At 69.9% G+C, this 15539-nt stretch carries 9 protein-coding genes; 8 read left to right on the top strand and 1 reads right to left on the bottom strand.

Annotation, left to right across the window (positions count from 1 at the left end; all coding sequences use genetic code 11):
- Nucleotides 1-40 precede the first annotated feature (40 nt).
- Together OG588_RS34730 and OG588_RS34725 are read left to right on the top strand one after the other, a co-directional pair.
- Nucleotides 41-1060 carry an aldo/keto reductase gene (locus tag OG588_RS34730; protein ID WP_405950683.1) on the top strand — a complete coding sequence of 340 codons (1020 nt, stop codon included), beginning with the start codon at nucleotides 41-43 and terminating at the stop codon, nucleotides 1058-1060.
- A gap of 37 nt (nucleotides 1061-1097) precedes the next feature.
- Nucleotides 1098-2078 carry an alpha/beta hydrolase family protein gene (locus tag OG588_RS34725; RefSeq protein ID WP_405950682.1) on the top strand — a complete coding sequence of 327 codons (981 nt, stop codon included), beginning with the start codon at nucleotides 1098-1100 and terminating at the stop codon, nucleotides 2076-2078.
- A gap of 483 nt (nucleotides 2079-2561) precedes the next feature.
- Here OG588_RS34725 and OG588_RS34720 read toward each other — a convergent pair whose 3' ends face one another.
- Nucleotides 2562-3260: a DUF6333 family protein gene (locus tag OG588_RS34720; RefSeq protein ID WP_405950681.1), complete on the bottom strand. Its 699-nt coding sequence runs from the start codon at nucleotides 3258-3260 to the stop codon at nucleotides 2562-2564.
- A 205-nt stretch (nucleotides 3261-3465) separates the two neighbouring features.
- Here OG588_RS34720 and OG588_RS34715 point away from each other — a divergent pair, with 205 nt between their 5' ends.
- The 6 genes from OG588_RS34715 (at nucleotide 3466) to OG588_RS34690 (ending at nucleotide 15484) form a co-directional block, all read left to right on the top strand.
- The gene (locus OG588_RS34715; protein WP_405950680.1) at nucleotides 3466-5751 is read left to right on the top strand and encodes a hypothetical protein; all 2286 of its coding nucleotides are present in this window, start codon (nucleotides 3466-3468) and stop codon (nucleotides 5749-5751) included.
- Between the two features lie 195 nt (nucleotides 5752-5946).
- Nucleotides 5947-7659: an ABC transporter ATP-binding protein gene (locus OG588_RS34710; RefSeq protein WP_405950679.1), complete on the top strand. Its 1713-nt coding sequence runs from the start codon at nucleotides 5947-5949 to the stop codon at nucleotides 7657-7659.
- A gap of 35 nt (nucleotides 7660-7694) precedes the next feature.
- Nucleotides 7695-9458 (top strand): ABC transporter ATP-binding protein, encoded by a 1764-nt coding sequence (locus OG588_RS34705; protein ID WP_405953285.1) that lies wholly within the window; start codon nucleotides 7695-7697, stop codon nucleotides 9456-9458.
- Between the two features lie 489 nt (nucleotides 9459-9947).
- Nucleotides 9948-11264, top strand: coding sequence for a PQQ-binding-like beta-propeller repeat protein (locus OG588_RS34700; protein WP_405950678.1), 1317 nt, complete (start codon nucleotides 9948-9950; stop codon nucleotides 11262-11264).
- A 279-nt stretch (nucleotides 11265-11543) separates the two neighbouring features.
- A complete protein-coding gene (locus OG588_RS34695; RefSeq protein ID WP_405950677.1) occupies nucleotides 11544-13571 on the top strand; it encodes a M4 family metallopeptidase in 2028 nt (675 codons plus the stop codon).
- Between the two features lie 257 nt (nucleotides 13572-13828).
- Nucleotides 13829-15484 carry a M4 family metallopeptidase gene (locus tag OG588_RS34690; protein WP_405950676.1) on the top strand — a complete coding sequence of 552 codons (1656 nt, stop codon included), beginning with the start codon at nucleotides 13829-13831 and terminating at the stop codon, nucleotides 15482-15484.
- Nucleotides 15485-15539: the final 55 nt, after the last annotated feature.

The following is a 15539-nucleotide window of genomic DNA, read 5'->3' as shown; positions in this document are numbered from 1 at the left end:
CGGAACGGGGTTCCACTTACGCATCCTGGAGGACACAGCCATGCAGTACCGCACCCTCGGCCGCACCGGCGTACAGGTCAGCGCCCTCGCGCTCGGCGCCATGAACTTCGGCAGGATCGGGCGGACCACGCAGGAGGAGGTCACCGCCATCGTCGACGCCGCTCTCGCGGGCGGGGTCAATCTCATCGACACCGCGGACGCGTACAGCGGCGGCGAGTCCGAAGAGCTGCTCGGCAAAGCCATCGCCGGGCGCCGCGACGACATCGTGCTGGCCACGAAGGCGAGCCTGCCGATGGGCGAGGAGCGCAACCACCAGGGCGCCTCGCGCCGCTGGCTGGTCAGCGAGCTGGACAACAGCCTGCGCAGGCTCGGCGTCGACCATGTCGACCTGTACCAGATCCACCGCTGGGACCCGCGCACCAGCGACGAGGAGACCCTCTCCGCGCTGACCGACCTCCAACGCGCCGGAAAGATCCGCTACTTCGGCTCCTCGACCTACCCCGCACATCGCATCGTCCAGGCGCAGTGGGCCGCCCGGGAGAACCACCTGGGCCGTTTCGTCACCGAGCAGCCCAGTTACTCGATCCTCCAGCGCGGGATCGAGACCCACGTCCTGCCGGTGACCGAGGAGTACGGGCTCGGCGTCCTGGCCTGGAGCCCGCTCGCCTCGGGCTGGCTGTCCGGCGCGATCCGCGAGGGCCGGGAGGTCACCACCAGCCGCTCCGCGTTCATGCCCCAGCGCTTCGACACCACCGTCCCCGCCAACCGGGCCAAGCTCGACGCCGTCGAACAGCTGGCCAAGGTCGCCGACGAGGCCGGACTCACGATGATCCAGCTCGCGCTCGGTTTCGTGACCGCGCACCCCGCCGTGACCAGCGCGCTGATCGGCCCGCGAACCCTGGACCACCTGCACAGCCAGCTCGCCGCCGCCGACACCGTGCTCTCCGCCGACGTACTCGACGCGATCGACACGATCGTCGCCCCCGGCACCGACCTCGCCGCCCACGAGAAGAACGACACCCCGCCCGCACTCCTCGACCCGACCCTGCGCCGCCGCTGAGACCCACCGGGCACAACCCCAGAACGGAAGCACACCCATGTCCGACTCGAACCCGGCGATCGTCTCCGTGAAGCCGGTGATCCTCCCCGCCCCAGGTCGCGGCGAGGACCTCCAGATCCGCGTCTCCGCACCCGTGACCGGCGACGATCTACCGGTCATCGTCTTCTCGCACGGCTTCGGCTGGTCGATGGACGGCTACGCCCCGCTGGCCGACCACTGGGCCGCCCACGGCTTCGTGGTCGTCCAGCCCACCCACCTCGACTCCAGGACGCTCGGCATCCCGCACGAGGACCCCCGCTTCCCGGAGATCTGGCGCATCCGCATCGAGGACCTCAAGCGCGCACTGGACGAACTCGACGTCCTGGAAGCCTCCGTGCCCGGCCTCGCGGGACGCGTCGACCACGACCGCGTCGCCGTGGCCGGCCACTCCTGGGGAGCGCAGACGGCGAGCACACTGCTGGGCGCCCGCGTCCTCGACCCCGACGGCGTACCCGGCGAGGACCTGTCCGACCCCCGCGTGAAGGCGGGCGTACTCCTCGCCCTGACCGGCCTGGGCGACGACCTGACCCCGTTCGCCGCGGAGCAACTCCCTTTCATGAGGCCGTCGTTCGCCACGATGACCCCACCGGCGCTGATCGTCGCCGGTGACCACGACCAGTCCCAGCTCTCCACCCGCGGCCCGGACTGGTTCACCGACCCGTACACCTACAGCCCCGGCGACAAGACCCTGCTCACCCTCTACGGTGCGGAGCACTCACTCGGCGGCATCCCCGGCTACGAGGCAGCCGAGACGACGGACGAAAACCCGGCCCGCGTCGCCCTGCTCCAGCACCTCACCACGGCTTTCCTGCACAGCGCCCTGCACCCCGAGGACACCGAGAACACCGACTGGCTGGCGGCGACCGCCGCACTGGAGCAAGTCCCGCACCCGCTGGGGAAGTTGCAGAGCAAGCAGGAGAGGAGTGAGGGTCACGGAGGACTCGATCGGTCAGAGCTCGGCGAAGCGGAAGCGCTGTGAGCAGAACGAAGATGCCGAAGAGCGTGATCGGCAACAGTCCTACGGGACGCAGAAATGCGGTGGGATGCGCCATGACCGCGCTCCATGCGACGCTCCCATTGCCGGTCACGTCCGCGAGCATGACCACGGCAGCGAGCAACGGTCCAGCAGGGCGGGCACGGATGATCATCAGCGCCACCAGTGGATCCAGCAACAAGAGCACGTGGAAGAGCAGTTGGACGGGTACCGGCGCGTAGTCGTAGGCGTCGAGTCCGCCCGTCACCAGCATGTACCCGTGCGCTGCAGTCCCTTCGAGGAATCCGACCGCGTACACGGTCGCCGTGCACCGGATCCAGACCGGACGATCCCCCCATCGCATGACGGCCACCCTAGCTCGCCCTTGGACATCAACCTCCAACGAGGCCCCGAGCCTGGTCACGGTGCCGGCCGGTCTGCCGCTACCCTGACCCGCTCACCGATGACCACGCTCAAGAGCAGCGGCGCCTAGGAGAACCACACCTCCCCTATCCCCGCTTCCCCCTCCTCACTCCGGTCGACCACGAACGTCGACTCGACACGCTCCTCATCCACGTAGACGGACAGCGCGCCGCCGGTCAGCACATGCAGGAGCCCGTCGTAGTCGACGAAGTCCTCGTCATCGTCCACCAGTTGACCTGGGTCGATGCCCGCAACCGCCAGCGTGGCCCGAAGGTCACCGCTGACATCCAGTTCGCCGAAGCCCTCGACCGTCAGATCAGGAGCCCCCGGCACCGCGACCAGAATCTTCAAGTAGGCCGCCCCGAAGTCCCGTTCACAGACGGCGACGATCCGGGCGTCAGGATGCCTCTTCTTCTGGGCCCGGAACTCGTCCTCCAGCGCACTGGACAACACCCCGTCCTCGACGAGCGCCGGGTCCGTCACCTTCACCGTGGCCCCCCACGCAGCAGCCCGTACGACATCCAACTCCCCTCGATCCGCAGGGTTTTCGGGATGTCCCAGCCGCGACGGAGCCTCCTCGCCGCGAATCCCCACGACCGTCGACAGCGACAGCACAGCCGCCCTCGCCGCCTCCGGGTCATGCGCCATGACGGACGGTCGCTCGTCCGGCCGTAGCGGAGGGGCGAAGGGCGGCTGGACGACGACCAGATGCGCGTGTCCGCTGTGACGAGGGTCCACCCTGGTTTCGGGAGCTACGGGACTCATGGCGCCGAGCGTATGCCGCGAGCCCGCGCCAACCTGTGAACACCCTGTGGAGAAGGCGAGTTGACCCGGTCACCGAAGCGCGGATCGGCTTCGGCATGTACATGGGCGTGTCTAGCGTGTGGTCCGTTCGTCGGCGCCACATCGACCACGGGGGCCCCTGGTGCCGCGAACACCCCATGCCTACGGGCCCCCACGGGGACTTCACGTGCAAACACCCATACGCCACCGGCGGTTGCGCGCACTGCGGCGGTCGGTCGTCGCGCTCGCGTGCGCCTCGGTCATGGCGCTCACCGGGCTTCCGGGCATCACGGCGGCGGATGCCGCGCCGAGACCGCTGGATCCGGGCAAGCGCTGTGACGAGTTGTACGGCCTGCCGAGCAACACCCGCCCGACCACGGGACTTCCGCAGTTCGACGCGTCCCGCGCCACCTCCCAGTGGGACGACTACGCGTACGTCAATCCCGCCAAGGAGTGGGACGGGCTCGGGGCGCCGTCCGCCGCGAAGCAGGCCGCGCTGTCCGAGCTGACCAGGGCTCCGGCGTCGCAGCCCGACCGGGTCTGGTGGAGGTGGCTCCAGCAGAAGGACAAGTACCCGAATTTCATTGACTATCGGGACTCCGTGTTCCTCCCGAACTCCGGGAACGACCCGCGCGGCAAGGCCTTCGAGCGGAAGGTGATCAAGGATCACGGGCTGGTCGGGCCGGAGTGGATCTGCCAGAAGGAGGTCGAGTTCAAGGACCCCGACACCGGCAAGACCTACCGGCGCAAGCTCGACGCGTACAACACGCGCACGAAGCAGATCCTGGAGATCAAGTCCAACGGCAGCCCGGACCGCACTCAGGTGCCCAAGGACCTGGCGTGGGCCAAGGATTCGGCCTGGAAGGACAGCAAGGTCAAGTATGTCTTCGCCGAGCCGCAGAAGGCGGACGCGAAGAAGTTCCTGGGGAACATGCGGCAGTTGGCCGGTGACCGGGTCACCGAGTACAACTACCGTTCCGACCGGGTGGAGTTGGCGCCCAGGAGCGGTGGTCAGCGCGCTACCAGCGGGCTGATGCAGCCGCCCGGCCAGTCCGGTTCGACGCGCGGCGGGCTCACCGATCTGATCCGGGAGTCGCGGCCCACGCCGAAGACCATGGCGGACTTCCTGAACGCCAAGAACGCCGCCAACCCGGGTGGTCTGCCGCGCGGTCCGGGCGGCGTCGACTTCTCCACCCTGGACCTGAAGTACGTCGGCAAGCCGGTCAAGGGCAAGGGCGTCGACTTCGCGTTCGACGCCAAGGAGGACCCCACCGAGCAGTCCGGCTGGGGCGGCAAGGCCAACTCCCAGCTGATCTCGGACGCGTTCTTCACCTGGCTCGCGCTGACCCCGGACAAGTTCTGGGTCAACCTCAACCCCGACGAGCCGGACCGCATCATGGACGCCAAGTTCGGCAGGACGGACGCCGGTCGGGTGCTGCTGGAGGCCGATCTCCAGATGAAGCACGACTTCTACAAGGCCATGGACCCCGCCACCGACCTCGGCAAGCGCTACTGGGCCGCTCTCCCCAAGGAGAACGGCAAGCCCTGCATGCCCGGTCTGCGCAACTGGATCGAACCGAAGACCGCGCAGGTCCGTGAGCAGGACGGCGGCATCTACATCCTCGACACCCCGCTGCGCCTGAAGTCGACCGCGCAGACCACGGTCACCCAGGGTCCCGGCGAGCCGATCTGCACCCCGGACGAGGCCACGACCAAGGCGGCCCAGCGGGTCATCGACCAGATGATCGTGCCCGCGGTGGAGAAGACCATCAACTCCGCGCCCCAGTACGCCGATCTGCGCCGCGTCTACACCGCGCGCGTCGCCGCCGAGTACATCCGCCAGCAGGACGCCAAGTCGCCCACCGACTACCACCCCATCATCAACAGCGGCGACGCCACGCGCTGGCCGCTGCGCGCCCCCAACCAGAACTGGACCCGCGAGGCACTGTTCCAGAAGTACCGGAACATCTACACGCACGGCGAGTTCACCTACGACGTCCCCGACGCGAACGGCACCGTGCAGGTCTACATCGTGGGCGGCGTCGACCTCTCCAAGCAGCCCAAGCAGAACGTCGGCAAGGTCCAGTTCACCGCCCAGCACCGCTACTTGCCGCGGCAGACGCAGACCAGTGTGAAGACCCTCACCGACAACACCGACACGACGGGGCAGTTGCTCCTCGGCGCGAACACGGCCGCCGACGACACCGGCACGTCCTCGCCCACCCCGACCCCGACACCCACCCCGACCCACACCGGGAAGCCGACACCCACCCCGACCCACAGTGGCGGAGGCGGCGGGAGTACCCCGGCACCGGCACCCACGACACCCGCACCGAACGACCCCGGCGGGGACCTCGCCCACACCGGCAACGACGCCCCGATCGGCCTGATCTCGGGCATCGCCGGCGTCCTCGCCGTGGCGGGCGGAGTGCTCGTGTGGTGGATGCGCCGCCGTAGGGCCGCCCAGGGGTAACTCCCGGCGGACGAGCGGACGAACGGACGAACACCTGATGGGGCCGGTACGCGTATCCCGCGTGCCGGCCCCTTGGCCTGTGGGCGCGCGATATTCGATGGGCAACCGCGCTCACGCTCGGTAATCTTCGTTGCCTCCAACCACCCCCGGATCGCTCACGGCTGCGCGCGCCCGGCAGCCCGAGCAAGGAGGCACATGATCGACGCGTACGAGGATCCCGGGACACCCGACTGCCGGGGCGGCTGGCGGTTCCTGTGGTGGCTGGTGCGGCGGCAGCCGGGGCGGGCGGTGTCCGGGGCACTGCTGTCGAGTGTGTGGATGGTGCTGATGGCAGCGGCGCCGTATCTGATGTCCCGGGCTGTTGATGACGGGCTGGTGCCGGGGAACATGGGCGCGCTGGCCTGGTGGACCGGCGTGCTGTTCGTGGTCGGTGCGGTCAACTCCTGGCTGAGCATCATGCGGCACCGCACGATGACCCGGGTCCGGATCGACGCCAACTTCCGCACGGTCAAGCTGATCGTCGGCCAGACGGCCCGGCTCGGCGCCGTGCTGTCACGACGCGCGCAGGCCGGCGAGGTGATCACCACCGGCGTCGGCGACGTGTGGACGATCGCCCAGTCCCTCACCGTCGTCGGCCCCGGCTTCGGCGCCCTCGTCGTCTACGGCGTGGTCGCGGGCGTGCTGCTGTCGATCTCGGCGCCGCTGGCCGCCGTAGTGCTGCTGGGCGTGCCGGTGATCGCGCTGCTCGCGGGGCCGTTGACGCTGCGGTTGCAGAGCGTGGAGACGGAGTACCGGGAGCGGCAGAGCGTGCTGACCGCGCGCATCGGCGACCTCGCGGGCGGCCTGCGCGTCCTCAACGGCCTTGGCGGCAAAGGGCTGTTCGCGGACGCGTTCCGCGGTGACTCGCAGCGGTTGCGCGCGCAGGGCTACCGGGTGGGCGCGGTGGCGAGCTGGGTGCAGGCGATCGGGGTCGGGCTGCCGACGCTGTTCCTCGCCGTGGTGACCTGGCTCGCGGCCCGGCTGGCGGCCCAAGGGCAGCTCAGCATCGGCGAGTTGGTCGCCGTCTACGGCTATGTCGCGGTGCTGATCGGCCCGGTGGCGTTCTTCGTGCAGATGGTCTACGAGTTGAGCCGGGGCGTGGTGGCCGCGCGGCGGGTCGTAGAGCTGCTGCGGCTCGAACCCACGCCGGACAAGGGGGAGTTGGCCGCTCCCGCCGAACCGGCCGACCTGCACGATCCCGACTCGGGGGTGCGGGTGCTGCCGGGGCGGCTGACCGCGCTGGTCGGGGCGCGGCCCGGCGACACGTTGGCCGTGGTGGACCGGCTCGGGCGGTACGCGCCGTCACTGGCGACCTGGGGCGGGGTGCGGCTCGACGGGATTCCGCTGGAGCAGGTGCGGGCGCGGATCCTGGTCGCCGACAACGAGGCCGACCTGTTCGCCGGACCGCTGACGGAGGTCGTGTCGGGGCGTCACGAGCGGTCGGCGGAGGCGGTGGCGAAGGCCGTCCGCGCGTCCGCCGCCGACGACATCGTGCAGGGGTTGCCGGAGGGTCTCGACTCGGCGGTGGCCGCGCAGGGACGCAGCCTCTCCGGGGGACAGCGTCAACGGGTGCGGCTGGTACGGGCGTTGCTCGCCGAGCCGGAGGTGCTGCTCGCGGTGGAGCCGACCTCGGCGCTCGACGCGCACACGGAGGCGGCGGTCGCGCGACGGCTGCACGAAGAGCGCACGGGCCGTACGACGGTGGTGACCACGACGTCCCCGCTGGTCCTGGACCACGCGGACACCGTGCACTACCTGGTCGACGGCAAGGTCGCGGCCAGCGGCACCCACCGCGGGCTACTGGACTACGAGCCCGGCTACCGCGCGCTGGTGGCCCGGGACACGGAAGAAGAAGAGGTCGTACGGTGACGCAGTCCTCGCCGGCCAAGGGGACCCAGTCCTCCTTGGCCAAGGGTCAACTGCCCGTCGCGGAACGGGCGGACGTACGGCGGGCCGCGCTCCGGCTGGTACGGGTGGACCGGCGGGCGTTCGCCGTCGTCCTGGTGGTGAACGCGCTGGCCGCCGGGGCCGGGCTCGTCGGGCCCTGGCTGCTCGGGCGGATCGTGGACGAGGTGCGGGCCGGGGCCGGGGTGAGCACGGTGGACCGGCTGGCCCTCGTCATTGTGGCGTGCGCGCTGGCCCAGTTGCTGCTGGCGCGGTGGGCGCGGTACGTGGGGTACCGGTTCGGTGAGCGCACGCTGGCGCGGGTGCGGGAGGACTTCGTCGACCGGGCGCTGGCGCTGCCCGCGTCGGTGGTGGAGCGGGCCGGGACGGGTGACCTGACCGCGCGCGGCACGGCGGACGTGGCGATCGTGGGCACGACCCTGCGCGATGTCGGACCCGAACTGCTGGTCTGCTCGGTGCAGGCGCTGTTCGTGATGGGCGCGGTGTTCGCGCTCGACCCGCTGCTCGGGCTGTTCGGGGTGCTGGGTCTGACGCCGATCTGGTTCGCGCTGCGCTGGTATCTGCGCCGGGCCCGGGACGGCTATCTCGCGGAGGGCGCGGCCAATTCGGAGGTCGCCGAGAGCCTCACGGCGACCGTGGCCGGGGCCCGCACGGTGGAGGCGTTCCGGCTCCAGGAGCGACGGGTCACCGCGAGCCGCGACACGCTGCGGACGGCGCTGCGAAGCCGCCTGTACACGCTGTTCCTGCGGACGGTGTTCTTCCCGGCGGTCGAGGTGTCGTACACGATCCCGGTGGCGGGCGTGCTGTTCGTCGGCGGCTGGCTGCACGGGCGCGGGGAGGTGGGCCTGGGCGCGGTGGTGGCGGCGGCGCTGTATCTGCGGCAGTTCACCGACCCGCTGGACGAGATCCTGATGCGGATCGAGCAACTCCAGAGCAGCGGCGCCTCGTTCGCCCGCGTGGAGGGACTCGCCCGGGCGCCCCGCGCGGAGGGCGACGACGACGGCCCGGCCCCGGCGGACGACCGCATCGACGTGACGGGCGTGCGGTACGCCTACGAGCGCGGCGGCGAGGTGCTGCACGGCGTCGACCTGACCGTACGGCCGGGCGAACGGCTCGCGGTGGTCGGCCCGTCGGGCGCCGGCAAGACCACGCTGAGCCGGCTGCTGGCGGGCGTGGACGCGCCGACCGAGGGCACGGTGACGGTGGGCGGGGTCCCGGTCTCCGGTCTTGCCCCGGAGACACTGCGCCGCCAGGTGGTACTGGTCACCCAGGAGCACCATGTCTTCCTGGGCTCGGTCCGCGACAACCTCCTGATCGCCGAACCGACCGCCACGGACGAGGAGTTGTGGGCGGCGCTGGCGGCGGTCGGCGCGGAGGAGTGGGTCCGGGACCTGCCGGACGGTCTGAACACCCGCCTGGGCCCCCGCGGTTCGGCCACGGACGGCTCGCAGGCCCAGCAACTCGCCCTGGCCCGCGTGGTGTTGGCCGACCCGCACACCTTGATCCTGGACGAGGCGACGGCCCTGCTCGACCCGGCCACCGCCCGTCACACGGAGCGTGCCCTGGCCGCCGTACTGGAGGGCCGCACCGTCATCGCCATCGCCCACCGCCTGCACACCGCCCACGACGCGGACCGGGTCGCGGTGATGGAACACGGCCTGCTGACCGAACTGGGGCCGCATGAGGAGCTGGTGGCGGCGGGGGGCGCCTATGCGGCGCTGTGGAACTCGTGGCACGGGGACGGGCGGGCGTCGGGTGGCTGACGCCGGGCGGTTCTCGCCCCCTCCGCCCCTTCCTGTCCCGTCCCTGGGGGGCTCCACCCCCAGACCCCGGTCGGCCTGAACGGCCTCGTCCTCAAGCGCCGGACGGGCTGAAAGACGGGGCCCCGTCCGGCAGTTGGGGCGCCGGCACCCGGCCACCCTCGTGGCGTCGGGATGATCGCACCTGCGAACATGTTCCCGTCAGCCACGCCGAGTCGCGCGCCCCGCGTAGCCATGTGCCCGCGCGAAGGAGAACAGCACCCCATGTCGCAGCCGCCAGTGCCGCCTCCCTCGCAAGGCCGGCCTCCGCAGCCGCCCCCGTACCCCCAGCAGGCCGGGCCGTATCAGCCCCCTCAGTCCTACGGCCCCTACCAGCCCCCTCAGCCGGGCCCTCTGCCACACGCTCAGAATCCTTATGCCCAGCCCCAGTTCCCGCCCCCGCCTCAGCAACCGCCCACCCGCACACGGCGCCTGCCGCTCGTGCTGTGCGCAGTGGCCGCCGTCCTGGCTCTCCTCGCCACCGGCACAGTCCTCATGCTCCGCGACGACGACTCCACCCGCTCGGACGGCAGGACGAGCGCCACCTCCCCGACCCCCACGCCCACCCCGACCACCATCAACGGCCGGGAGTTCCTGAACGTGGACCCGCCCAAGCCGAAGAGCGACAGCGACTACATCCAGACTCCCGGAGCCTGGCTCACCTCCCGCGTCTACGCCACCGGCGCCGAGCAGGCCGTCACCGGCTACAACCTGACCACCGGCAAGCGTGCCTGGACCGTCCCGCTCTCCGGCGGGCTCTGCGGGGCCTCCCGCAACGTGACCTCCGCCGGTCTCGTCGCCGTCGTGTTCCAGACCGAGGACACCGTCAAGGGTCGCTGCACGCGGTTCGCGGTGATCGACGTGAACAAGGGCGTCAAGGTGTGGGAGAAGCCGATCACCGACGAGAGCGTCAGCCTCGGGCTCGGGCTGAACGTCGCGATCAGCGACACCGTCGCGGCGGCCGGTTGGCCCGACGGGTCCGCCGCCTACGACACCTCCACCGGCGCCCCCGCGTGGACCGCCCCGGCCGACGGCTGTACCCAGGAGGAGCACCTCGGCGGTGCGGAACTCCTCACCCTGTCCTACTGCAAGACCTCCGCCGGCATGAAGTTCCGCGTCGGCGAGCGCGATCCGGGCACCGGCAAGGCGACGTGGCGGTACGAGGTGCCGAAGGCCAGGGGCGCCTGGCTGGTGTCCAGTGAGCCGCTCGTGCTCGGCCTGCTCCAGAACGACGACGGCCTGGACGCCGACCAGTTGGTCACCGTCTCCGACGAGGGCAAGGTGCAATCCACCATCCCGCTCGGCGACGACTACGTCGCGGGGTGCGGTGAGACCGGCGGCTGCGGCGCCACGGTCGTGAGCGGCGACACCGCCTACCTCGGCAGCGACCCCCACAACTACTCCGCGGGTAACCGGATCACCGCTTTCGACCTGACCACCGGCAAGGCCATCCGCAGCTTCCCGGCCCCGGACGACTCGACCCTCGTTCCGGTGCGCGCCGAAGGCAAGGCCCTCGTCGCCGCGCAGGAGGCCGAACCCACCACCCCCGCCCGGGTCCTGCGCCTGGACCCCGCCACCGGCAAGAGCACCACGTTGATGGAGATGCCCAACGAGCTGTCACTCAACAGCACGCTGCACTCGTTGATCAGCACCGATGTCAAGGAGCCCATGCTGTACGACGACGGGCGGTTCTTCCTGCACACGGGCAGCGGCTACCTCATGGGCGAGACAAGCCCCGATCCGATGACGCTCGCTTTCACGACCTGGTAGGCATCCGTCGGGCAGTTCACGGACGAAGGCGCCGGACGACAGCCCGCCCGCTCACGGTCGAAGAAGCGTCAAGCGACGCTCCGGATAACGGACTTGAACACCCGGTCAACGAACGAATTCCGGCCAACTTCCTGACGCGCTCCTGACAGAAAGCGCGGACTGCTGCCACTCTTCCCACTGGCGCTTCACAGCAACCCCACAGCTTCACTCCTGTGATCACTGCGATCCCTGTGATCTCCCCTGGTCGCGCGATCCGCGACCGTCCTGAAGGAGTCAGTGTTGAGAAGCAATTCCTCGCGCAGACGCACCTCCCACATAGTCGCCGTAGCCGGCGTCACCGCTCTGCTCGCCGCAGCCGTCCAGGCCGGCGCGACCTCCTCCGCCGCTCCGGCCAACCCCCTTGCGGGCAAGGGGAATCCGGCGCACACGGCCCTCTCGCTCTCCCCCTCGCAGCGCGCCGAGCTGCTCCGCGACGCCTCGTCGGCGCGGACCTCGACGGCCAAGGACATCGGCCTCGGCGCCAAGGAGGCACTCGTCGTCCGTGACGTCGTCAAGGACGCCGACGGCACGGTCCACACCCGCTACGAGCGCACCTACGGCGGACTCCCGGTCCTGGGTGGCGACTTGGTCGTCGACACCGCCAAGTCCGGTGCCACCGAGCGCGTCATCAAGGCGACCAACGCCACCATCGCGGTCGCCGACCTCACCCCGGACGTCACGACCGCCGCCGCCGAGAAGCAGGCGGTCTCCCGCGCCAAAGCCCTCGGCTCCACCAAGTCGGCCGCGGACTCGGCCCGCAAGGTGATCTGGGCGGCGAGCGGCAAGCCCGTCCTCGCCTACGAGACCATCGTCGGCGGCTTCCAGGACGACGGCACCCCGAACCAGCTCCACGTCATCACCGACGCGGCCACCGGCAAGAAGCTCTACGAGTACCAGGGCATCGAGAACGCCACCGGGGTCGGCAACACCCAGTACAGCGGCCAGGTCTCGCTGACGACGACCCAGTCGGGCTCCAACTACAACCTGACCGACGGCGACCGCGGCGGCCACAAGACGTACAACCTGAACCACGGGACGTCCGGCACCGGCACGCTGTTCTCGCAGACCAGCAACACCTGGGGCAACAGCACCACGTCGAACGCGGCGACGGCCGGCGCCGACGCGCACTACGGCGCGGCGGAGACCTGGGACTTCTACAAGAACACCTTCGGCCGCAGCGGCATCAAGAACAACGGTGTCGGCGCCTACTCCCGTGTGCACTACGGGAATTCGTACGTCAACGCGTTCTGGGACGACAGCTGCTTCTGCATGACGTACGGCGACGGTTCCGGCAACGCGGACCCGCTGACGGCCCTCGACGTGGCGGGGCACGAGATGAGCCACGGCGTCACCTCCAACACCGCCGGGCTCAACTACTCCGGTGAATCAGGCGGGTTGAACGAGGCGACCTCCGACATCTTCGGCACCGGCGTGGAGTTCTACGCCAACAACTCGACCGACGTGGGCGACTACCTCATCGGCGAGAAGATCGACATCAACGGCGACGGCACGCCGCTGCGTTACATGGACAAGCCGAGCAAGGACGGCGGCAGCGCGGACAGTTGGTACTCGGGGGTCGGCAACCTCGACGTGCACTACTCGTCGGGCATCGCCAACCACTTCTTCTACCTGCTGAGCGAGGGCAGCGGCGCCAAGGTCATCAACGGCGTCAGCTACAACTCGCCCACCTCGGACGGACTTCCGGTCACCGGCATCGGCCGGGACAAGGCGCTGCAGATCTGGTACCGCGCGCTCACCACGAAGTTCACGTCCACCACCAACTACGCGGCGGCCCGCACCGGGACGCTCGCCGCGGCCGGTGAGCTGTACGGCACGACGGGCGCCGAATACAAGGCGGTGCAGGACGCGTGGGCGGCCGTCGCGGTCGGTGCGCGCTCCGGTGGCGGCGGCGGTGGCGGCACCTCGTTCGAGAACACGGCCGACGTGTCGATTCCGGACAACGGGGCGGCAGTCACGTCCTCGGTGACCGTGTCGGGGCGGACGGGCAACGCGCCGACGAACCTCGCTGTCGCGGTCGACATCGTGCACACCTGGCGCGGTGACCTGGTGATCGACCTGGTCGCTCCGGACGGGTCGACGTACCGCCTGAAGAACTCCAGCTCGTCCGACTCGGCGGACAACGTGCAGGCGACCTACACGGTCAACGCGTCCTCCGAAGTCGCCAACGGCGTCTGGAAGTTGAAGGTCCAGGACGTGGCGGCACAGGACACCGGCTACATCAACAGCTGGAAGCTTACGTTCCCGTAAAAACCAGTCGTCCACTTCCGGCCGCACGAACTGAGCGCCGCCTCGGGGTTTCAACTCCGGGGCGGCGCCCTGTTGTGGGCGTTTACATGGCCGCAATGTTTCCCGGACAGTCGATTTTCGGCCAACATCACTTGGGGGTCCTGACATGTACGCGCCCCTGATGCCACTCTTCCCTCACGCCGCTTCAGCACAGCCAATTCACAATCGCTCCGGTCGGTAACCCCACACCGTCCGGACTCCCCCACAGAGGAGCTTGCGTGACCCCCCTCTACGCGCGTCACAAGCGCACCACCCTGGCCATCGCCACCGCGGTAGCCGCAGGCGCCCTGCTCGCCACCGGTGTCAGCACCGGTGCCTCAGCCCAGCCCGCCGCCGCCAAGCCGGCCCCCCTCGCGGCCGCCCCGCAGCTCCTCTCCAACTCCGCGCGCACCGCGCTGGTCCAGGAGAAGCAGGCCGCAGCGCCCGAGACGGCCCAGCAGATAGGCCTCGGCACCAAGGAGAAGCTGGTCGTCAAGGACGTCGTCAAGGACGTCGACGGCACGGTCCACACCCGCTACGAGCGCACCTACGCGGGGCTCCCGGTCCTCGGTGGCGACCTGGTCGTCCACACCGCGCCGTCGGGCAAGACCGAGGGTGTCACCAAGGCGCACTCGGCGACCATCAAGGTCGCCACGGTCACGCCGAAGATCTCCACCGCCAAGGCCGAGAAGCAGGCGCTGACCATCGCCAAGGCCGCCGGCTCCGACAAGACCGCCGCCGACGGTGCTCGCAAGGTCATCTGGGCCGGCTCCGGCACCCCCGTCCTCGCCTACGAGACGATCGTCGGCGGCTTCCAGGACGACGGCACCCCGAACCAGCTGCACGTCATCACCGACGCGGCCACCGGCAAGAAGCTCTTCGAGTACCAGGGCATCGAGAACGCCACCGGCACCGGCAAGACCCTGTACTCGGGCACCGTCAGCCTCGACACGACCCTGTCGGGCACGACGTACAGCCTGACCGACGCCACGCGCGGCAGCCACAAGACGTACAACCTGAAGCACGGGACGTCCGGCACCGGCACCCTGTTCACCAACACCACCAACACGTGGGGCACCGGCGCCGCCTCCAGCTCCACCACCGACGTGACCGCCGCCGCGGACGCCGCCTACGGCGCCCAGGAGACGTGGGACTTCTACAAGAACACCTTCGGCCGCAGCGGCATCAAGAACAACGGTGTCGGCGCCTACTCCCGCGTGCACTACGGCAGTTCGTACGTGAACGCGTTCTGGGACGACAGCTGCTTCTGCATGACGTACGGCGACGGCTCGGGCAACACCCACCCGCTCACCTCGCTGGACGTGGCCGGCCACGAGATGAGCCACGGCGTCACCGCCAACACCGCGGGCCTGAACTACTCGGGCGAGTCCGGCGGCCTGAACGAGGCGACCTCCGACATCTTCGGCACGGGCGTCGAGTTCTACGCGGCGAACTCCTCCGACGTCGGTGACTACCTCATCGGCGAGAAGATCAACATCAACGGCGACGGCACCCCGCTGCGCTACATGGACCAGCCCAGCAAGGACGGCGGCTCCGCCAACTACTGGTCCTCCTCGGTCGGCAACCTCGACGTGCACTACTCGTCGGGTGTCGCCAACCACTTCTTCTACCTGCTGTCCGAGGGCAGCGGCGCGAAGACCATCAACGGCGTGAGCTACAACTCGCCCACGTCCAACGGCTCCACCGTCACCGGCATCGGCCGCGCCAAGGCGCTGCAGATCTGGTACAAGGCCCTGACGACGTACTTCACGTCGACCACCAAGTACGCGGGCGCCCGCACCGGCACCCTCTCGGCGGCGGCGGCGCTGTACGGCTCCGGTTCCACCGAGTACAACGCGGTGGCGGCAGCCTGGTCGGCCGTCAACGTCAGCTGACGACAGCCGAGTTGACAGCCAAGTGACTAGGGCGGTACCCGGAGCGAAGGCAATT

Origin of the sequence: Streptomyces prunicolor, assembly GCF_045162825.1 — a bacterium.
In the GTDB taxonomy this organism is placed as follows: domain Bacteria; phylum Actinomycetota; class Actinomycetes; order Streptomycetales; family Streptomycetaceae; genus Streptomyces; species Streptomyces prunicolor.
This window is presented reverse-complemented; position numbering and strand designations above follow the sequence as displayed.